The organism is Oleiphilus sp. HI0125, from assembly GCF_001635355.1.
In genome coordinates this window covers 1-20,471 of sequence record NZ_LWGF01001055.1, presented here as the reverse complement: position 1 = coordinate 20,471, position 20,471 = coordinate 1, and the positions used below count along the sequence as shown (strand labels likewise).

The following is a 20,471-nucleotide window of genomic DNA, read 5'->3' as shown; positions in this document are numbered from 1 at the left end:
CTGCTTCACCAGGATCAACATAAGTATCAATTCCTAGCTTTATTTGAATACCCTCCGCTGGTTTCTCTAGATATAGATCACCTACGTAATATGTATCTTCATATCGAGAAGAAAATAATAAAAAATCATAATCAATACTGCCGTGAAGTTTGATCCGATGGCCAGGATAAGAGAGATTAAGTGCTATATCAGCGAAAAACTGCGAAGTCGTATCGAAAGAAAAATCCACGACAACCACATCAGAAACACCGGATAAACTGGCACTAAAACGCAAGTCAGCACTAATTCCTAGAAATTCATTATTGTTATCATCACCATCAAAATAGACCTCATCTGACTCGTAGTAACAAGAATAGGACTTATGACACTTATCCAATAAAATGGCCCAATCACTTAAATTAGAATCATCGAGAGAGATATCCAGCCCAAGTAAAAAGTTTTCGCCTGACTGGTTTCCAGCACTCCCCATCAAAGATAAAGTCGCTTCGCTGAATTCTTCTACATAAATATGGTTGAAGTACATATCATATAAGTACTCTTGGCCCTCATACTCGACTACCTCTTTGTAAAAGCCATTTGACTTCTCTTTAGAGATCACAAAGTCTCTGAGCGAAAGATCGATCTGCCCTACAAATGTTAAAGGGTCTGGAATATCTTCTGTTTCTATTTGAGAAACGCTTGCATTTAATTGAGCATCAAGTTCTGAAATTGTCCAATCTGACTGGTGCAACAATATGCGTTCAAACGAATATTCGTCACTATACGTCTGAACAGCTATCTCTTCTCTGACACTCCCCCAATAAAAAGCACGAACAAAACTTTCACTAAGGGTCAGTTCAACTGTATTTGAAACAATAGATCCTTGCAGCGCCATATCAATAACACCGTGATGCGTTTCATTATTCACTTTATCCGCTTGATCTTTTGGATCGTCAAAAATAGTTATGTCACCATTCTCAAAAGACTGCTCAACAAGAGCCAACGCATTTAATTGGACCGACACATCAACCGGCAAAGTGCGTGGAATATCTTTACGACGCACCGTAACATCATCGTTCACAGAAAAAGTGCGGGCGCCTTCCTCGTCTACAGTTACGTTAACTATAATAATGCTTTGATCTCGCTCATCTACAATTTCAGTACTCCCTGCAGGGATAGTAAGCTCTGCTAAATCGGGATTCCCCATTTCATATGTTTTAAGAATTGCTTCCAGCGATTTCATAATAGCTTTATAAGCATACTCAGCATCTTCCGAGCTCATCATTGATGCAGCATCAAGCTGAAACTCAAAGCCATCCAACACATAGCCTACAGATTGCAACTGAGTGCCTTCAGGGTCTTCAATAATTGAAGAATCAATGGCTACTCCTAGCTCACGAACCTCTTCGATAAAACCTTTAATTTTCTCGACTCCCTCGATGAGATTTGAGTCACTCGGGACTCCTATCGAGCCAAAATCAGCGGGTTCTTGGCTATCAGCTAGCGCTGCAGCAAAATTGAAATCTCCGAAAGCATCAGCAATCGCAACAATAAGGTTTGGCGACAAATCATCAGATAATTGGACATGGATACTCACCCTTCTCACTAGTTCAGCTGCTCGAGTATAAATTTCATTCATACCGGTAACATGATCAGACTCCGCATTGTCTGGAACACCATAAAGCTGGAAAAAATCAGCAAACTTATCCAGTGATGCAAATAGATTAGCGCTTGAACCAGACGCATGACTATCATCCTGCACGGCAGAAATCAGGGCAGAGTTTATTGCGGCAAATTTAAGAGCTATATCTTCACGCACACTAACGCGAGCGACAGAGTCGGTGTCAGTAATATCGTGCGCAACGATCTGGGTAATATCTCTCGCTAAACCAAAACGGTCAGCGATCCTGCTATTCGCTTCTCTGATCTTATTTTCTAGTTCGAATTGATTAGCATATGAGTCATTAAGAAATAAGTTCGCGGCAATATGCGATAGTGGAGAAATAGTCCCCTTAAGCGTCCCATCTGAGCTGATCAGTACAGCCGTCATATGAAAATTTTCTGGAACAGGAACCCAAGAGCCAAAAGAATAACGATCATCATCTGAATCTGGTGAGCCATCGACATCACAGTGTGGGTAAATATCACACCGCATCTCTGAATCACTCATCGAACTCATTTTGAGATATAAAGGAGCAGAAGCAAATTCATTTGGTAGCTCAAAGAAGAAAGAGCCAGATTCGTCTGTAATGGCCTCTGCAATTGGAGTGTTAGAAACTCCTTCGATAGGGTCTATTACGTATGCTTCTACAAGCGCATTATGAATGATCCCTTTCATTACCTGACCATCGATCGCAGGCCCCGAAGACTCTACAACTGTTACGGAAGATGATGCGCTCTCACCTGAACCGCCTCCGCCACAGGCGGTTAATATAGCCATTGCGGCCAACACTACTATTCGGCTAAGTCCCTTCATATACAACTCCATTATGAGGCGCCCTCAAGATACCTTGGGCATTATTTATTTTTGTTAGTTACATAAAGTCACACATTACAGGAGATCAATATAAATTTCAGGAATAAACTGATCAAAGTTAAGTGACAGGCGCCTCAAAAACACAAAGTCCGGCGGTGCTAAAGTTTTGAGTGCGGAGTTCTCATCGTCATCAAAGGATGCAATTTTTTTAGCAGGCCATAAATTAAATCAAATAGGACAAACTCATTAATTCATATAATGACGACTTGCTCGTTACTTAGTTTGCCGTTAACGTCCATGGCGCACATCGTTTTGCTGTCGTGTGCGGATTATAAAAATAAATACAAGGTAAACAGCATGACAAAAACCATTCAAAAATTTCTTAGTTTTTCAGTCCTAATTTTCTCAAGCAGTTTCGCTGCCGCAGCGCAAGATACGCTCGACTATGGCTTGTACTGGTTTGATGAAAACAACACTTCCGTCAAGGCAATTGAACAAGACGGTACAGTGAACAATGTCTCCTTAAACTACTTTGATCCAACCAAACCAACCATTATTCACTTCCATGGCTGGCAAAATGGTTCATCGCAAAACAACTACTCACGTGAAGATTTTCTATTCGATTACAACGGCGAGAACGTGATTACATCGGCAAGTTGGAAAGTGCGTGATTGGAACATTGCGTACTTTTACTGGAACCAGTTAGCTGACGAGGCAGAAGTAAAAGATGCTGAAGCGAAAATCTGGACGCCCAATGGACCGCGCGGCATGCGTTATCGTTTAAACGATGGTTCGTATCGTACAGCACTGTCACCAAACAAATCTGTTTCTGATATTGCGTTTGAGCAAATCACATCAGTGCTTTCGGGCAGCACCTCATACTATGTTCGATTATCAGGTCATTCTCTTGGTAGCCAGTTAGCGACTAACGTCACAAAGAAAATCAGTGACGCGGTCTATAACGGTACTGTCGGCAATAACCTGACTGTCGACCGCTTAGAATTGCTTGATCCTTTCTGGTCAGCAGATCCAAAATCATATCTTGGTGATGCGAATGGCGACGGTAATACTGATTGGGTCGGCGAACATGCGCGCTGGGATATTCAAACCTTAATCGATCGCCACAACTTGCCAGTAACTTGGTACAAATCGAGTGGTATTTTGGATATTTGGATCGGAGATCGAAATACGATCCTAGAGGGTATGGTTACGTTTATTCATAATCGATTCTGGTATTTGTCAGGCCCTGACTTCGTTAACAAACATAACCAGGTGGTTCCTTGGTACTTCCGTTCAATGGCTTCAAATGCGCCTGAAGAAGTAACCATTACATGGTGGGGGGCACGCCGCACAACTGGCAAGCTAGCAGCAAGTGCTCGCACATCAGATTCACGTATTCAAGAGATGATGGGTGATCGATATCACTGGGATCAGGTAGAAGGTCGTTACACGACTGACCCTTCTGATGACCAATTCGAACGAAAGAACTACTAGAGCACGGTATGAGCCCCTCATAGGGGCTCAATCACTTCTCTGGAACAGGCGTATATTCGCAACTATCTCCAGGGATTTTTGGAAACTTCCCTTCTTTCCAATCACGGCTCGCTTGATCAATTCGTTCACGACTAAACGACACAAAGTTCCAAAACATATGTGGCGCAGTCGGAAAAGCTTCGCCACCGAGCATAAGCACGCGAGAATAACTCAAGCACTCCAAACATAAGTCATGCTCTTCAAGCACGACTGACTCATTGGCGCAAAACGTTTCACCACCAATTCGCACTTCGCCATCGAGCACATAGATAAGGCAATCTTGTTCTGGGTTTGGGCGATCAAGCATTGATCCTGCTTTCGCAATCACGTCGAGATAAAACATAGGCGAATAGGTTTTAAGTGGTGAGGTCATGCCAAAGGCCTCGCCTGCTATCAAACGTTTGATCACACCATCGTGCATGAAATGCGGCAACTGTGCTTTTTTGATGTGCGTGAAGCTTGGCTCGATTTCCGCCATGTCCTCAGGTAGCGCAACCCAGGCTTGAATGCCGTTTAGGCGATGTTGAGACGCCTTCACTTCAATCGTTTCGCGCTCTGAATGAACAATACCTCTACCCGCGGTCATCCAGTTCACATCACCGGGCAGTACTTCAAGATTGTTGCCCAAACTATCTCTGTGCAACATGGCACCCTCAAGCATATAGGTAATTGTGCTCAAGCCAATGTGGGGATGAGGACGAACATCAATGCCCTCGCCCGGCGCGAAATCAGCAGGTCCCATATGATCAAGAAAAGTAAATGGACCGACCATTCTCTGCTCTTTATGAGGGAGAATTCTGATGACACTAAACCCATCTAAATCTTTTACCTGCCCTTCAATTTTACGCGCCATAAACGTCTCCAAAGATATTTAAGTGAATTACTCCACGCCGATCGCTGTCAACACGCTTTGTTGTGTTTGAGCACCCATTAGCCATTGTTTGGTGCCTGCTTTTGGATTAAGCACCAAGGTGGCTGGCAATGCGACAGGCGTTTCTTCTCCGAACATAGATGCGGGATCATTGAGCAGCATAGGAAGTTGCAGATTAAATTTATCCGCTTCACTTTGTAGTTTTTCGTCACTGAGGCGATCAAAATTGTATGCAAATACAGATAATTGGGGGTGCTTATCCAACTCGTTGAGCTCAGGAATTTCTTTCACGCAGGGTTTGCACCAACTTGCCCAATAATTAATCAGAACAAAATCAGTACCAATGTCTGAATAAGCGAGATCGTTTTGTGCATGAAGCTGAAACACTTTATCGATGGAAGAGCTTGCTTCGGAGCATGCTTGCAGCATCATTAACGTCATTAATATAACAAGAATTCTTCGCACAATTCGTTCCTTAACCATTCAACTTATTGTTATCATGCACGCCATCAAAATTAGGCAAAATTACTCTTTTTAATGGCAGTTTAAACATGACAGACATTACGATTTACCACAACCCACGTTGTTCAAAGTCACGCCAAACTCTCGCTCTTATCGAAGAGAAAGGCATTACGCCGACCATTAAGCTTTATCTCGAAGATGTACCCTCTGCAGAGGAAATTAGTTCACTTCTTTCGAAGCTTGATATTTCTGCCCGCGAACTACTTCGAAAAGGCGAAGATGCCTACAAAGAACGAGGATTAAAAGACACCTCAATCGCTGATGATGATTTGATCAAAGCAATGACCGAAGCGCCAAAACTAATTGAGCGTCCGATTGTCGTGAAAGGTGACAAAGCCGTTCTCGGTCGCCCACCAGAAAACGTACTGGAATTGATTTAATGTCGACCCCTTACGTCCTCGTTCTGTATTACTCGCGTAACGGCGCAACAGAAAAAATGGCGATGCAAATAGCTCGCGGAATTGAATCCGTTTCAGGTATCGAAGCACGAGTACGGACTGTTCCTCCAGTGTCTGCAAACAGTGAGCAAAGCATTGCAGCGGTTCCGAATGAAGGAGCCATGTATTGCAGCGATGAAGACCTCAAAGAGTGTGCGGGTCTCGCATTAGGTAGCCCAACTCGTTTTGGAAATATGGCGGCCCCTTTAAAATACTTTTTAGATGGCACTAGCAGCCTATGGATGAGCGGTGCGCTATCTGGAAAACCGGCAAGTGTCTTTACCTCAACAGGTTCAATGCATGGAGGGCAAGAGACGACGCTGCTTTCAATGATGATCCCTTTGATGCATCAGGGCATGGTGATTTCAGGCCTTCCCTACACTGAAAAAGCCTTGCATGACACAACAACAGGCGGCACCCCCTACGGCGCAAGTCATACAGAAATGGGAACAAACGGTGCTTTGAGCGAACATGAAACCGCGCTATGCCAAGCCCTCGGTAAACGATTAGCCACGCTCGCTCGTAAACTTAATTCTTAATCAGATTCAGAAAACGTTATGACAAATTCTCTCGAACTCAAAAGCAAACGTGCAGCACTTGTTACTAAAATCAGCTATGTCGCTCTGCTAGTCATCTTGGCCTACACCACCTTTGTACCCGGACTACCAGAAGGTGTATCAGTTGCTCTAGTACTCGCTGTGAAATATATCCCCTTGCTGATTGTGCTTCCTGGCCTACTCTTAAATAAACTGCGTTCATATGTATGGCTGTGCTTTATTGTGCTGTTTTACTTCACGCGCGCGTTTGTTGATGCCTATATGCAAGAGTCTTGGCTATCAGCAGACACTTTCATCACAGTGATCACCATGGTTTTATTCCTTGCCGCAATGTATTTTGTGAAATGGGAAAAACTTCAAGGTAAATCGCTATAAGGCAGACATAACAATAGGATTTTCACGTGCAACAGACCACGGCTTCGCTGACGCTTGATTTTAGTCGAACCGTCAATCAATTGGTGAGTGACGGCATTCTTGCGCAAGACGATGCGGATAAACTCCTCAGTTCACCCCGTGGTCAAAAACACGTACAACTCCACCCACTCGAAATCATTGCCGGCGCAGGTTTAAAAGCGCTCAATGGCGATGTGAATGTTGATATGAATTACTTGCTCGACTGGCTCAGTGACTGGTCAGAGCAAGAGATCTTCAATATTGATCCTCTAAAAGTTGATTCACTCAAAACCTCACAAGTAATGTCATTTGCTTTTGCGCAACGACATCAAATTCTTGCCGTTGAAGTGAATAGTGAAGAAGTCGTGATCGCCAGTGCTCAGCCTTTTGCGCATGACTGGGAAAACGATCTACAACATGTTCTGAAAAAGGACATCAAGCGTGTCATTGCCAATCCCGCAGATTTAAGGCGATTTACCATTGAATTCTATGAACTGGCTAAGTCTGTCAACAAAGCCGGTGTCGATGCAGATCAAAGCGCCTACACACAAAACTTCGAGCAAATGCTTGAACTTGGCGGAAGTTCTGGAAAATCGAATCACGATGCTAACGACCAACATATCGTCAATATTGTTGATTGGCTGCTTCAATATGCCTTCGATCAGCGCGCAAGTGATATCCATTTAGAGCCACGTCGCGACATCGTCAACATGCGATTCCGAATCGATGGCGTTCTTCATCCCGTATACGAATTTCCCGCTAAGGTCGGGATTGCCGTCACCAGTCGCCTTAAAATATTAGGCCGATTAAACGTTGCAGAGAAACGTAAACCACAAGATGGCCGAATAAAAACAAAGAACGATAAAGACAAAGAAATCGAACTTCGGTTATCGACCCTACCAACCGCCTTTGGCGAAAAGCTTGTGATGCGTATTTTTGACCCTGATGTGCTGCAATGTAGTTTTGCAGATCTCGGGTTTGCGAATGAAGATCTAAAACGCTGGCAGAACATGATTCGCCAACCGCATGGAATTATCCTTGTCACAGGCCCAACTGGTTCCGGTAAAACCACAACGCTTTATTCAACGCTTCGCGAACTTGCAACACAAGAAGTTAACGTGAGTACCGTCGAAGACCCAATCGAAATGATTGAGCCCGCATTTAATCAAATGCAAGTGCAGCACAATATCGATCTGGGGTTTGCAGATGGTTTGAAAGCATTGATGAGACAAGACCCAGACATCATCATGGTTGGTGAGATTCGCGATTTAGAAACCGCTGAAATGGCGATTCAAGCCGCATTAACTGGCCACTTGGTTTTATCCACCTTGCATACCAATGATGCTCCAAGCTCTATCAGCCGTCTTTTGGAACTAGGTGTCGCGCCCTATTTGATTCGCGCAACCTTGCTTGGTGTCATGGCACAGCGTTTGGTACGTACACTGTGCCCAAGCTGTAAGACAGAAACCGTAATTGATTCCAATGACTGGGCAGAACTAACCAGCCCATGGAAAACCAAACAACCTGAGAAAGCCTGTAAACCGGTCGGGTGTTTGGAGTGTAGAAACACCGGTTATCATGGTCGTGCAGGTGTATACGAAGTGATGCCGCTTAGCGAACAAATGAAAGCCAATATTCATGACCAAACCAATATCATGGATTTGCGCAAAATTGCGATAAAAGAAGGTATGCAGTCTTTACGTTTGAGTGGCGCCCACAAAGTTGCCTCGGGCCAAACGACCATCGACGAAGTGTTGCGCGTAACCCCCGCAAGTCTCAGTCGCTGAACAGACTATTCCAGCGCCATTCAGCAGTATCTCCTTGAAGCCTCTCTGGCACAGCGCGTAAGCTATGCGCCACGCTGGACAGGATTTTTAAGGAGACCTTTATGCGTCCAATTATAAAAACAAGTTTGCTTGCTTTATCCGTCGTTTTCGCGAGCAACCTATTCGCACAAACACCTCAAGAAAAAGGCTTAGAAATCGCTATTGAAAGCGACAAGCGTAATCAGGGCTGGCAAGACTCCACCGCTGATATGACAATGACTCTGCGCAATAAACAAGGTGAAGAAAGTATTCGCTCTTTGCGAGTTAAAAGCCTTGAAGTTGAAGATGATGGCGATAAGAGCATGACCATCTTTGATGAACCCAAAGATGTACGCGGCACCGCCCTACTCACCTTCTCTCATAAAACTGAAGCTGATGATCAATGGCTGTTTCTCCCCGCATTGAAACGTGTAAAACGCATTGCATCACGAAATAAATCAGGCCCGTTCATGGGCAGTGAATTCGCGTTTGAAGATTTGAGTTCACAAGAAGTCGAAAAGTATACCTATAACTACCTTAATGATGAGGCCTGCGGTGATCTGGAGTGCTTCGTGGTGGAACGTACTCCTACTGACAAATATTCTGGCTACACCAAGCAAATCGCTTGGATTGACCAAACAGAATATCGCGTTATCAAAATCGAATTTTATGATCGCAAAAAGTCCTTACTCAAAACACTCGATTTTAAAGGCTATCAGCAATATTTGGGTCAATACTGGCGTCCAGAAATGATGCTCATGCAAAACCATCAAACTGGAAAATCAACCGACCTTACGTGGTCAAACTATGCCTTCCAAACTGGGCTAGCGGATGGTGATTTCACCAAGAACAGTTTGAAGCGCGCCAAATAGCCGCTCGATCGATTCGAATGCATTGAGAGCTACCTTAAACCGCTGAGTTTCATAAAAGGAACTGAGAACATTAGGTAGCTTTCAACTCTCTGAACTTCCTCTCAACACGCTGATTTAAGTCAACACAGAACTTCTCTTCGCAGAATTCATCTTGAAATATCAGCTCTTTCGCTTAAAACTGCGTCAAAATCCAAACCACTTGGTCAGCAATCCTAAAAAAATCGTGATAAACTCGCCCGCCTTGTTCGCAATGTGACACATCCGCATACACAGCGAGAAATAGTGTCTATTCTTATGTGAGAACGAAAACAATACGGTACGACCCAAGTGACAGCACAAACTTTTCAAGCTCCCCATCGAGTACTTATGGGCCCAGGCCCGTCAGACGTTTCACCACGTGTTCTTAAAGCACTTGGTCAACCAACTATCGGACATTTAGACCCAGCATTCGTTGGCTTAATGGATGAGATCAAAGATCTACTTCAATACGTTTTCATGACTGAAAACCGTTTGACGATTCCAGTTTCTGCTCCAGGTTCTGCAGGCATGGAAACATGCTTGATGAACATGGTAGACCCTAATGATCACGTATTAGTGTGCATCAATGGTGTCTTCGGTGGTCGTATGACTGAGGTTGCTAAACGTGCCGGCGCTAAAGTGACCACGCTCGAGTTCGATTGGGGCACAGAAGTTGATCCAGCCAAAGTAGAAGAAGCACTTGCCGCAGATGATAGTATTTCGATGCTTGCGTTTGTTCATGCTGAAACATCAACAGGCGTTCGCTCAGACGCTAAAACCTTATGCGAAATCGCACGTAAGCATGACTGCTTAACGATTGTTGATGCCGTGACCTCATTGGCAGGTATTGAATTACGTGTAGATGATTGGGGTATTGATGCGATCTACTCAGGCACACAAAAATGTCTGTCCTGTGTACCTGGTATTTCACCCGTTAGCTTTAGCGAAAAAGCCGTCGCAAAAATCCAGAGCCGTGAGCACACCAATGATTCTTGGTTCTTAGATCTGAAACTAGTCATGGCTTATTGGGAACAAAGTGAAGCGCAACCTAAGCGTGCGTATCACCACACCGCACCAGTAAATAGCTTGTATGCATTGCATGAGTCGCTACTTATGGTGAAAGAGGAAGGCCTTGAAAATGCTTGGGCTCGCCACGCGAAACATCATAATGCGCTTGTTGCAGGTTTGAGTGTACTGGGTATTGAACTCATTGTTGCGGAAGAGTATCGCTTACCTGAATTGAATACCGTGAAGATTCCAGAAGGTGTGGATGACGCGGCTGTTCGTACTGCATTGCTTAGCCAATTCGATCTTGAGATCGGCGCGGGCCTTGGCAAGTTTGCAGGCAACGCTTGGCGTATAGGTTTGATGGGCAGCGCATGTAAACGTGAAAACGTTGAGCTATGCATCTCAGCCCTAGCGAGCGTTCTTAACGAACAAGGATATGACTGTGACGGCGATGCAGCAATGGCTGCCGTTGCTAATAGCTACGCCTAATATATTTCTCGTTCTAGGGCTCATTGCCAAAGGGTCAGTGTAGCAATACTCTGACCCTTTATTATTTAATCACCCTACATAGTTAAGGCATGAGTTTCGGCATGGACAAACATCTTCTTATCATTGGCCACGCTCCCTCTCCAAATACTCACACACTCCTAAAAACAATCAACGATGCGAGTAACAAAAGCCAGTGCACTGTAACTAGCTTATCTGCATTTGATACCACTCCAGAGCACATCATTCAGGCAGACGCTGTCATTCTTTTCACACCAGAAAACCTCAGCTACATGTCTGGAGCGATGAAAGATATGTTTGATCATTGCTATTACCCCGTACTTGAGAAAAAACAAGGTTTACCAGTCGCAGCGATTGTTCGCGCTGGGCACGATGGCACTGGCACGGTGCACGCCTTACCAACGATACAATTACCTTAAAACGCACCTAATTTAGCCGCTCTCGGTAATCATTGAACGACTTTTCATTCTAGAGCCGGTTTGTCATCGCCGTAGAGATACATGATCAGCATATGGGGCAAGGTTAAGGCCGCCAGTAGGTAAAAAAGACTCGCCGTCAATTGTGAGGATACGGTGAGCGCTTGCTCATAGGTAATAAATAAGATGGCGCATAGTAAGAGCAATGTCAGCACGAACAAGCGCCCCAAGGGTGCTTTTAAGTCACTTCGAGCGGCGGCAAGGTATTTTGCATAATGGCGTATGTGACGGTGACTATGTAAACAGCAGAAATACAGCGCAAAATATGCAAACGGATGACAGGCATACGAGAGTGTGAGCAAAAACAGCCATTCGAGACGAAATGGTCGGGTAAATACGGTAAACAGGTTGATGAATGCCGCCAAGCTCACCAAACCTGTGGCAATGATAAACGCACTCGTTTCTGAGGCTGAAACCCCCAATTGCGCTAAAATCGCCACACTTTCTTGCGTGTGCCAAACAAAGGGAAAGGCAATGATGCTGGCACCATAGAGCGCACGTAAGTAGTGAGCGTATGGCTCCTTATTGGTTTCCACATCTTCGCCAAAATGCCAAGAGGAAAGCGCTAAAAATAGGCATAACGATAAAGTGGGCAGCGCGAGCCAAAGCCCAAACGCCAGCATGCAAAGCAAAAGATAGAGGCTGCTAAATCTTATGAAACGTGTTTTACGCTGATGAATGTTTTGATCGAAGATCCATGGATCAAGTAAGCCATGGGGCAGCCCATAAACAATGACGAGGCCCACTAAAATATATAACGATAGATCGCTCGGAAGGAGTTGTAGTGCGATTGCCAGAGCGCTAATCAGTAGGTAGGGACCGCAGGTATTGATGGCATTGCCTTGGGCATTTGTTTGTACTTTTTTATTGGCGATTAGCATTTTTTTGCTCCGCCTGAATTGATGAATCCGCGCGGCTGACAGAGCGCCTGAATAAAGGGGATTTTGGGCATTGCCATGATGACATTTAGCCAATCTTTTACGCTCGCCTCGCCAGCCATAAAGCGGGCAAAGCCGTCATCAGGCAGCGCCCGAGCCACTTGACTTAATATATCACCCCCTAATCTTGGTTGATTAATCAGCACCTTGATAAACAAAGCGTCGAGGAATCGAACGCTCGGATGATAAGTATCAACGGTTTCAAGACGGCCCGTACGAATCCACTGTTCGGCCGTCGCTGCCGCCCAGTGCTGCATCGCTAAAAAACCATAACCGGAAGAGGCGCGCAATGCGCCAGCAGCGAGGCCGGCGCGTGGCCAGGATGTATGACCAGAATTGACGCGTCCCATCGGTAAAACGCCCTCTTCATGACGAATGCATTGAGCTGGCGCTAAGCCATATTGCGTCATCCATATCTCTATTTTGGTCTGAAGTATCTCCGGGTCAACCATATGCTGTGTAAAGCGGGTCGGCTCAACGAGCACTCTATCTGGGGCCAGTGCGAGCCAATAAATAAAGTCGGTACCGCCCTCATCGCTAACTAGCTCTGTCATTAACCCAGCCCGACGCCAGTCAGGTAAGGGTTCGTGAAGTAGCCACTCTTCGCCGTAAAATACTTGATAGTAATCCGCCGACTGGTAGCGTGCATTGCACTCAATTAACTGCTTAGCAAAAAAAATCTTGCCACCAGTCGTGGTTACTTTGAATTTGGCAGGAGGGTCATCAATGGCTTCAATTGTTTGCACAGTCTGCCCAAGCTCGACGGTATAGCCGCCAAGATCAATCAGCGAGCAGGCATCTTGATAAAAAGTGTCTGCAGGCAATGAACAGTAATCATACGCGTGGAAGTCGCACTGTTGCCTATGGCCGCCTCTCAGCGATATTTCACAACTATCCCAATAATGTTCGGCTAATTGGTGCCAGCGACTCTCTTTTTTTGCCCAATAAGACCAGGTCTTATCGTTGCTGAAGGCGGTTCGTTGATCCAGTAACACCACCTTGCCCCGATAGCCGCGTAATGCCAACTCCCTTGCTAGCGATAAACCACTGCACCCTGCCCCAACAATCAGTAGGTCTTGCGTTTCTTGGAGCAGCGTTTTAGTAGGCATAACTGTTTAGCTGGAATAAGGGATAGTTGGGTTTGGTCGGCTCTGGTATATTTTGCAGTAATCGCTCTTCGCGGCCGCTCAACATGACCAATGTGAGCCACAGTTTTCTCGTGAGCGAACTGTGCGCACGGTAGCTGAGATTGTTATAGCGATGACGTTGCAGATCGCGACCAATATCTCGGTATACATGTGCAGCTAGCTGAATGGCGAAACCGGCGCGTGGAGGTAAATATGCTATGCCGAACAGACCGCTTTTATAGTAGTGATCGGCCAGTGTTAAGAGTCGTTTGCTGGCAGTGGCGAGTTCGCTCGTCGGTGTTTTGCGTTGTACAAGCTCGCAAGCGCTTAATTGGTCTGTCCAATCCTTTGGTATGTAGCATCGGCCTATGCTTGCGTCTTCGCCGACATCCCGCGCGATATTGGTGAGCTGTAAGGCAATGCCGAGGTGAACCGCATGATGCAAGGCTTGTTCATTGTTAATTCGCATGACGTCGCACATCAAAATACCAACGGTGCCCGCGACTTGGTAGCAGTATTGTATTAAGTCTTTTTCGTGTTCGATGGCGACATGGCCTTGGTCGAATAGAAAACCTTCCAGCATGTCCTGCAGTGCGCGCTTGGACAAAACTAAATCTGGATCAAAGGTGATTTTCGTCTCTTGATGTTGATCAAAAAGAGATTTAATCGTACGTAATTTTTGCGTACGACTTGGGTCATCTCCATCTGCCAAGTCATCTAGATAACGACACAGAGCATAAAGTTTAGAGACTGATTGGGACAATTCAGCGGAGAAAAATCGTGCCGCCCAGTTAAAGCTTTTACTGTGCTTGGCAATAGAATGCTTTGCATCGATCGCTTCGCCACGCAGTTGCTTAAGACTGAGCTGTAAAGTGTCCATTTACACGCACCGAGCTATGTTTGGCTAAGCTAGTTTTGAGTAATGACTCGGCCACTTTTGCAGAACTGATGACTCCTGGTAGTCCCGCACCAGGATGAGTGCCCGCACCGGTTAGGAACAAGTTATCCAGCGATTCGCCCCGATTATGGAAGCGAAACCAGGCTGATTGATAAAACAGGGGGGCAATTGAGAAGCCGGCGCCAAACTCACTGTTGTAGTTTTGCTTGAAATCGAGCGGAGTCATCGCAAAAACTGATTCTGCGTTTTCTTTAATGCCTGGCAATATGGTCTCATCTAAGCGTTGCAGTACGCGCGCTTGGAACATTTCACGCACTTCATGCCAATTTATCTCCGATTTTAGGTTAGGAACCGGCACGAGGGCATAAAAACTGTCACAGCCCGTTTTGGCAAAACTCGGATCCGTCGCGGTGGGACGATGCAAATAGATAGAGATATCTTCAGATAAGTTACCATGATGAAAAATGTCATCAAGAAGAGGTTTGTAGGCCTTCCCTAATATAATTGTATGATGTTGTACCGAGGGGTATAGCTTTGGGCTTCCGAAAAATAAAACAAATAAGCCCATCGAGGGCTTAGCAACTTTTCGACGTATTTTGGCGATCCGAGAAGCATGGTCGGGTAACAGTTTGCGATACAAATAAAGTGGGTCCATATTAGAGATACAATAATCGCAGGCTAGCGTATGGCCGTTGTCGAGTTGCACTGCGGTGATACGCTTTTGTTGCGTTTCAAACTTAACCACCTCATGGTTGAGTACTACCTCGATTCCCTCTTCCTGCATTAATTTGGTTAAGGCATCGACTAAGGCTTGTGTGCCACCCATGGCAAAGTGCACGCCATGAGCGCGTTCTAAGTAATGAATTAGGCTATAGATACTGGTAGTATCGAATGGGTTACCGCCCACTAAAAGTGGTTGAATTGAAAATGCTTGGCGAAGTTTATCGTGTTTTAGATGCCGGCAAACTAGCTGCCAAACGCTACGATAACTACCGAGTCGAAGCATTTGTGGAATTACTTTTATCATGTCTATTATTTGATGGAACGGCCGATGCGCTAGTTGCTCGAAGCCAAGTTGATAAATCTCTTTCGAGGCAGCAAGGAGCTTTCGGTAGCCTTTTACATCATCTGGGCTGATCATAGCTATCGACCTTTCGATACGCTCGTTATCACCTCCATAATCAAAATGCGTCCCGTCGTCGTAAACAAACCGATACCAAGTATTTAGGGCCTTAAATTCCACATAGTCAGCGCGCTCTTTCCCGAATAATGCAAACAACTCGTCAAAAAGAAAGGGCGCAGTAATAACCGTTGGACCAGCATCATGCTTGTATCCATCTACTTGAAATCGCTGTGCGCGCCCGCCTGGGTGGGATGTTTTGTCGACAATAGTAACGTCGCAGCCCAATGCTTTTGCTCGCAAGGCAGCGGCAATACCGCCAAAACCGGCCCCTACCACGACAACGTGTGGATTCATAGCAAATCTACCTTGTTGCGGAGCGCATTAATGAAATGCTGTAACGGCAATGCGCAATCTGACTGCGGTATGGAGCATTTCTGGTCGGCGCTGTCTAGCAAGTTTTGCATTTCATCGAGCACAGCCCTTCGAGCAGAAGCCAAAGAGGAGGGGGTAGCGTGATATTTTATGTTTACAGCATTGAGCTGATCCGTTTGACAATCTTGCTCAAAATCTACTACATCGTCATACAATTGATAAGCTAGCGCAAATTGTCCAGCCGCCGTCACTAGCGGCTGGAGCGCAGGCAATCGATTGACGTGCAGGCTGGGTAAGTAAACCGACAGTTGAATGAGTGGTGCCGCCTTATCAAACGCGATAACTCGATAATCGTCTGGGCGTACTTTACCTGCTCTACTTAAGTCAGCCGTTTGGCCTCGAATGGTTTGCTGAACCGCTTGAAAAGCTCGCGTTTGAAGCTGCAGCGAAAACGTTGAGCGAATCTCTGCTAGTAACAGGCTGGCACCCACGATCATACTATCACCGGCGCAAAGGGCTAAAGCTTTACCATACTTAACCCAAAGTGATGGCGTGTTCCGCCGAACTTTGTCTTGATCTTGAATATCATCATGAATTAGCGAGGCGTTATGTAATAGTTCGACAACCGCTGCGAATCGCATTGCGGTCTGCGAATCTATGTTGAGGGCAACCCCAGTTTGATAGCAAAGTGTTGCACGTTTGAGGCTGCCACTGCTCGCAAGATGATATTGCAACATGGCCCCGACCTGTTGACCACTGCTCGCGCAGGAATCGAGCATGATCCGCTTCAACGCTGGTTCAAGGGCAGAGCTTCGCAACGACGCTCTGTTCGGGACCTCAAAATTCACTGGCTGCATCGTATAAGCGGCGTGCTTTTTTTAGAATGCACACCCTTTAAACATTTAAGCTTCAGATGTTTGCGTCGCAGCTGCCCAGATTACTACACCAAACGCAATTTTATTTACAAAATCGGCTAAGTTGTAAATTAAGTTCAGTGCTCCAGAGTCGACGCCCCCTGCCATGTAGCCTAAGACGTACCCGATCGGGTAAATAGACCACCCCACCGTGACAATCAATCTGAGTGCTGAGAATGCTTTCTGACTTGCCGCATTACCGCTACTGCTGTTTATCTTGCTCGCTTGTCCAAAGAAAATTTCATAGACAATATACAACCACCCGATCATACCCACAACAAAGCCAGCGGTTATACCCATCGCGCCAACCTCACCTAGGTAGCCGCCCACTAGCATGACCACACTGGCTATCAGAAGTTTCCAAAATAGCACTGCTGGAACTACTGCGATTGCAGCTAAGATTAAATAGAATTCGATAATTTGTAGAGGTACTGTTAATAACCAATCTACGTAACGAAATACTGTTGGGCTCTGTCCTGTTTCAACCCAAACACCGCGCATGTAAAAATAGTGTAAACAAGCAATGCCCGTAACCATGGCTGCGACGGTGAGAGATGTTTTCCATTTACCCTCGGCACGATCGCGTTCAACATAGAAGAAAAATGTCGCAGCAAGCATAGCGGCAGACATCAACCAGAACGAAACACCCACGAAATCTTTAGGATCTAACATAATTATCTCCGATTTTTATGGCAGTGATTGTGCAATCTGGGAATGCTTTAGCGAATCAAATCGACACCAGTTTGCATCACTCCTAAGTTTTCGTTGTGACCTGCTGTACCTCAAATGAGCCACAACCTGAACGACCGGTTCCGTAATCTGCATATCACACAGACTTCAACTCCGGTACGATTTCCCAATTAAGCTAGACCATTTTTTACTGGATTCCAGAAAAATTAGCATGTATTTCGAAATTTTTATGAATTTTACACCTTCGTTCTTGGGCGAGGCTGCAGGTAAAAGTCTTGTGTGCAAGATTGAGAGATAGCTTTTGACAAGGTAATCATCCAATCAGGCGTGGGCAATCATAAGCTATAAAAGGACATAAAAGGACATAAAAGGACAGCAGCGCTGCGCATGGCCCTTGCTGACTGGTCAATTAAAACGAACTAGACTATGTCAATAAAAAACATCTTGTTACGAGGCTTTGTAACGCTCAAGCTGCTCAAACGCACTGCTATTGTCTTTCCCCAATTGAGAACATTTGTATGAGACATCCGCATCGGACTGTTCCAGTAAGTTATTTTGCCAATAGCACGATCTACTCTCGTCCCGCAGACCTACTAATGCGCTATCGAGCTATTTAGCAAATTTCTGTCGCGAGATGAAAACGGCGCTTACATATCCTAGTGAAAAGGGGAGTAATGCGGTAATTGGTAACCAAACTGCCATAAACGTTGTTCCGAGTTAGCAATAGACTAATTCCACGCGATATTATAGCCCTACACTTGGCTCCACATCTGAATCTACCCTAGGAACCTTGACATGTCACTTAACTCCCAATGTCGCCGAGAACAGCTGTTTAACAACCCCGCCGTCGTCCTTTTCGACCATCTCGCGCGTTTAGTTTATCGAATGTGTAGAGCTGTATATCTAAGCCCTAGCGAGCGTTCTTAACGGGCAAGGACATGACTGTGACGGCGACGCGGCAATGGCCGCCGTTGCAAATAGCCACGCCTAATATATTTCTCGTTCTATGCTTATTGCCAAAGGGTCAGTGTATCGATACTCTGAGCCTTTATTATCTAATGTCGCTAAAGAGTTATGGTATGGACAAGCATCTTCTTATCATTGCCCACGCCCCTTCACCAAATACTCAAACACTTCTTAAAACAATCAACGATGCAAGTAACAAAAGCCAGTGCATTGTAACTAGCTTATCTGCATTCGAGACCACTCCAGAGCACATCATTCAAGCAGACGCTGTCATTCTTTTCACACCAGAAAATCTCAGCTACATGTCTGGAGCGATGAAAGACATGTTCGATCGTTGCTACTACCCCGTACTTGAGAAAAAACAAGGTTTGCCGGTCGCGGCGATTGTTCGCGCAGGACACGATGGCACTGGCACGGTCAAGGCCTTACAAACAATTATCACAGGGCTTAGATGGCGTTGGGTACAAGAACCTTTGGTTCTGAGGGGTGACTACCAAGACGCATTTAACGAGCAGGTATCAGAACTTGCTGAGGGAATGTCGATCGCGTTAGCAGAAGGCATAATTTAATTCCTGATACTTTTCTAATTAGTAGTAAACACTTGATTATGTACTAGCCTTACGACGAACGGTTTAAAATTTGACGGTTATATCGAACTTCTTATAGGTAATTATGAGTAAAAAAGGCCTTTTTAAGATTCTTGTAGTTGATGATGAGGAGCAAATCCTAGATTCTTTGAGGCGTCTTTTTCGTTCGAACGACTTCGAAATCATTTGCGAAACGAACCCCATTGAAGCTATCGAAATCCTGAGCATAACACGCTTCGATGTCATCATTTGCGACATGCGCATGCCACAAATGAGTGGTGCTGATTTTTTAGTTCGAGCCAAAAAAATACGTCCAGCAGCCGAACGTATTCTGCTGACAGGTTATGCAGACCTAGACTCTACGATAAAATCAATCAATGATGCCCAAATTTATGCCTTCGTTACTAAACCTTGGGATCCGAATCAGCTAGTTCAATTAGTAGCTAGTGCTATTGAAAAGCAACATAAAGAAAAAGTTAAAATTCGTATCCTTCGTACTTTAAAAGAAACTAATGAGGAGATAGCACAAGCTAATGAGCGTCAAGAGACCGAAATATATGAAAACAAGCAAGACATTCAGCGCCAGCGACAAACCATTCAAGATATGCATACTCTGGCAGCGGAAAGCTGGCTAAACTTATTAGATCTCAGATTCCCTGGCTATCGTGTTCTTGTCAATCATTTCAAAATCATTTTAGAGAGATTGATTGATGTATTTGCAATTAACTCAGCAGATGCTGAGACGATGATTGAGTCTGCGAGGCTACACGCGATCGGAAAATTAAGTTTGTCAGACGAAATATTGCAGTTAGATTATCGAGATATGAATACCCAACAAAAAAAAGAATATGAACAATATCCCCATATTGGCGCTTGTGCGTTGATGCCTTTCATACAATTTCTGGGCTGTGCAGATTTAATATTCAAACAAAAAGAGCGTATCGACGCTAAAGGTTTTCCTCAGGGCTTGGATAAACAAAAATTGGACAAGAGCAACATAATTTTCAATACAGTTCTTGAGTATACAGAACTACGTTATAGTCCCTACAGTAAACAACAAAGCCACCATGACACGATGAGCATCCTAAGATCATCTCCTCTAGCTTATGACCCTGAAGTACTGGAATATCTTGAAACGTTAGATTGGAAAAAAAAGGAGGACAACTCATGCCTCGAAGAGATTCATCTTCCTGTAAACTCCTTAAAAGAAGGGATGATTGCCAATAAAGATGTATACAGTAAAGGTTTACTTATTATTCAATCTGGCACCCCGTTCGATAACAATTTAATCTCAAAATTAAAATTACTTGAACATTACAGCAGTACAAAAATTTTAGTAAACGTATTGATCCCAAGTGATTACAAGTCTATCTGATTTTATTCTTATAATGATGATATTCGG

General features: G+C 44.9%; 19 protein-coding genes. 10 read left to right on the top strand and 9 right to left on the bottom strand.

The annotated features are described in order from the left end of the window. A partial coding sequence (locus tag A3762_RS18125) for a hypothetical protein (protein ID WP_197469370.1) occupies positions 1 to 2,455 on the bottom strand: 2,455 nt, incomplete at its 3' end. A 357-nt stretch (positions 2,456 to 2,812) separates the two neighbouring features. Here A3762_RS18125 and A3762_RS18120 point away from each other — a divergent pair. Next, positions 2,813 to 3,949 carry a cell adhesion protein gene (locus A3762_RS18120; protein WP_068756983.1) on the top strand — a complete coding sequence of 379 codons (1,137 nt, stop codon included), beginning with the start codon at positions 2,813 to 2,815 and terminating at the stop codon, positions 3,947 to 3,949. Positions 3,950 to 3,980: 31 nt separating this feature from the next. Here the strand turns inward: A3762_RS18120 and A3762_RS18115 are convergent, their stop codons facing one another. Together A3762_RS18115 and A3762_RS18110 are read right to left on the bottom strand one after the other, a co-directional pair. Then, the gene (locus tag A3762_RS18115; RefSeq protein WP_068756981.1) at positions 3,981 to 4,841 is read right to left on the bottom strand and encodes a pirin family protein; all 861 of its coding nucleotides are present in this window, start codon (positions 4,839 to 4,841) and stop codon (positions 3,981 to 3,983) included. Between the two features lie 27 nt (positions 4,842 to 4,868). Then, on the bottom strand, positions 4,869 to 5,324 hold the full coding sequence (locus tag A3762_RS18110; protein WP_197469369.1) for a TlpA disulfide reductase family protein: 456 nt from the start codon (positions 5,322 to 5,324) through the stop codon (positions 4,869 to 4,871). An 86-nt stretch (positions 5,325 to 5,410) separates the two neighbouring features. Here A3762_RS18110 and arsC point away from each other — a divergent pair, with 86 nt between their 5' ends. The 7 genes from arsC (at position 5,411) to A3762_RS26065 (ending at position 11,397) form a co-directional block, all read left to right on the top strand. Beyond that, complete coding sequence (arsC, locus tag A3762_RS18105) at positions 5,411 to 5,761, top strand: arsenate reductase (glutaredoxin) (RefSeq protein WP_068473416.1); 351 nt, start codon at positions 5,411 to 5,413, stop codon at positions 5,759 to 5,761. Beyond that, positions 5,761 to 6,357: an NAD(P)H:quinone oxidoreductase gene (gene wrbA / locus A3762_RS18100; protein WP_068473411.1), complete on the top strand. Its 597-nt coding sequence runs from the start codon at positions 5,761 to 5,763 to the stop codon at positions 6,355 to 6,357. The genes arsC and wrbA overlap by 1 nt, the downstream gene beginning before the upstream one ends. Before the next feature lie 18 nt (positions 6,358 to 6,375). Beyond that, the gene (locus tag A3762_RS18095) at positions 6,376 to 6,750 is read left to right on the top strand and encodes a DUF2069 domain-containing protein (RefSeq protein WP_068479048.1); all 375 of its coding nucleotides are present in this window, start codon (positions 6,376 to 6,378) and stop codon (positions 6,748 to 6,750) included. A gap of 26 nt (positions 6,751 to 6,776) precedes the next feature. Continuing rightward, positions 6,777 to 8,555: a GspE/PulE family protein gene (locus A3762_RS18090; protein WP_068756977.1), complete on the top strand. Its 1,779-nt coding sequence runs from the start codon at positions 6,777 to 6,779 to the stop codon at positions 8,553 to 8,555. Positions 8,556 to 8,656: 101 nt separating this feature from the next. Beyond that, positions 8,657 to 9,445, top strand: coding sequence for an outer membrane lipoprotein-sorting protein (locus A3762_RS18085; protein ID WP_068756109.1), 789 nt, complete (start codon positions 8,657 to 8,659; stop codon positions 9,443 to 9,445). A 327-nt stretch (positions 9,446 to 9,772) separates the two neighbouring features. Beyond that, positions 9,773 to 10,960 carry an alanine--glyoxylate aminotransferase family protein gene (locus A3762_RS18080; RefSeq protein ID WP_082869226.1) on the top strand — a complete coding sequence of 396 codons (1,188 nt, stop codon included), beginning with the start codon at positions 9,773 to 9,775 and terminating at the stop codon, positions 10,958 to 10,960. A 101-nt stretch (positions 10,961 to 11,061) separates the two neighbouring features. Continuing rightward, on the top strand, positions 11,062 to 11,397 hold the full coding sequence (locus A3762_RS26065; protein WP_082868920.1) for a flavodoxin family protein: 336 nt from the start codon (positions 11,062 to 11,064) through the stop codon (positions 11,395 to 11,397). 44 nt (positions 11,398 to 11,441) lie between these two features. Here the strand turns inward: A3762_RS26065 and A3762_RS18070 are convergent, their stop codons facing one another. The 6 genes from A3762_RS18070 to A3762_RS18045 form a co-directional block, all read right to left on the bottom strand. Further along, positions 11,442 to 12,335 (bottom strand): Brp/Blh family beta-carotene 15,15'-dioxygenase, encoded by an 894-nt coding sequence (locus A3762_RS18070; RefSeq protein WP_068756973.1) that lies wholly within the window; start codon positions 12,333 to 12,335, stop codon positions 11,442 to 11,444. Then, positions 12,329 to 13,501 carry an FAD-dependent oxidoreductase gene (locus A3762_RS18065; RefSeq protein ID WP_068756971.1) on the bottom strand — a complete coding sequence of 391 codons (1,173 nt, stop codon included), beginning with the start codon at positions 13,499 to 13,501 and terminating at the stop codon, positions 12,329 to 12,331. Before A3762_RS18065 ends, A3762_RS18070 begins: the two co-directional genes overlap by 7 nt. Further along, positions 13,491 to 14,399 (bottom strand): phytoene/squalene synthase family protein, encoded by a 909-nt coding sequence (locus A3762_RS18060; RefSeq protein ID WP_068476251.1) that lies wholly within the window; start codon positions 14,397 to 14,399, stop codon positions 13,491 to 13,493. The genes A3762_RS18065 and A3762_RS18060 overlap by 11 nt, the downstream gene beginning before the upstream one ends. Further along, positions 14,374 to 15,894, bottom strand: coding sequence for a phytoene desaturase family protein (gene crtI / locus A3762_RS18055; RefSeq protein ID WP_068756970.1), 1,521 nt, complete (start codon positions 15,892 to 15,894; stop codon positions 14,374 to 14,376). Before crtI ends, A3762_RS18060 begins: the two co-directional genes overlap by 26 nt. Continuing rightward, a complete protein-coding gene (locus tag A3762_RS18050; protein WP_068474486.1) occupies positions 15,891 to 16,649 on the bottom strand; it encodes a polyprenyl synthetase family protein in 759 nt (252 codons plus the stop codon). The genes crtI and A3762_RS18050 overlap by 4 nt, the downstream gene beginning before the upstream one ends. Positions 16,650 to 16,814: 165 nt before the next feature. Then, entirely contained in the window at positions 16,815 to 17,498 is a 684-nt protein-coding gene (locus A3762_RS18045; RefSeq protein WP_068502023.1) for a bacteriorhodopsin-like, read from the bottom strand. A 1,097-nt stretch (positions 17,499 to 18,595) separates the two neighbouring features. Here A3762_RS18045 and A3762_RS18040 point away from each other — a divergent pair. Together A3762_RS18040 and A3762_RS18035 are read left to right on the top strand one after the other, a co-directional pair. Beyond that, complete coding sequence (locus A3762_RS18040) at positions 18,596 to 19,051, top strand: flavodoxin family protein (RefSeq protein ID WP_068476255.1); 456 nt, start codon at positions 18,596 to 18,598, stop codon at positions 19,049 to 19,051. A 103-nt stretch (positions 19,052 to 19,154) separates the two neighbouring features. Then, entirely contained in the window at positions 19,155 to 20,444 is a 1,290-nt protein-coding gene (locus A3762_RS18035) for a response regulator (RefSeq protein ID WP_068756968.1), read from the top strand. The last annotated feature ends 27 nt before the right edge of the window (positions 20,445 to 20,471 follow it).